This is a genomic window from Pseudomonas sp. 2822-15 (genome assembly GCF_002742515.1).
Lineage (GTDB): Bacteria > Pseudomonadota > Gammaproteobacteria > Pseudomonadales > Pseudomonadaceae > Aquipseudomonas > Aquipseudomonas salomonii.
In genome coordinates this window covers 1-235 of record NZ_LJRY01000372.1, presented here as the reverse complement: position 1 = coordinate 235, position 235 = coordinate 1, and the positions used below count along the sequence as shown (strand labels likewise).

Here is a 235-nt window from a genome sequence, read left to right as displayed (position 1 = left end):
AGTATTAAGTGTAATCAGACTGTTACGAAAATCATAACCCAAGGAAATGAAGGAAAAGGAATTTCAGTCAATGGAGAAGCTGATAATTTAGAATATGATAGATTCGTTGTTAATGGTGATTTTCCTATCGCTGAAAAATTAGTAGAAATGAAGAACTCAAGATCTTATACTCCTTCTGTTGGTACACTTGTTATTTATTTAGGGATTGATGGTCATTTAAATACTGATCATATGC

At 31.5% G+C, this 235-nt stretch carries 1 protein-coding gene; it reads left to right on the top strand.

Annotated elements, in window-relative coordinates; translation table 11 throughout:
- The coding region (locus AOA59_RS32545; protein WP_218212236.1) for a hypothetical protein at positions 1-235 on the top strand (235 nt) is incomplete at both ends.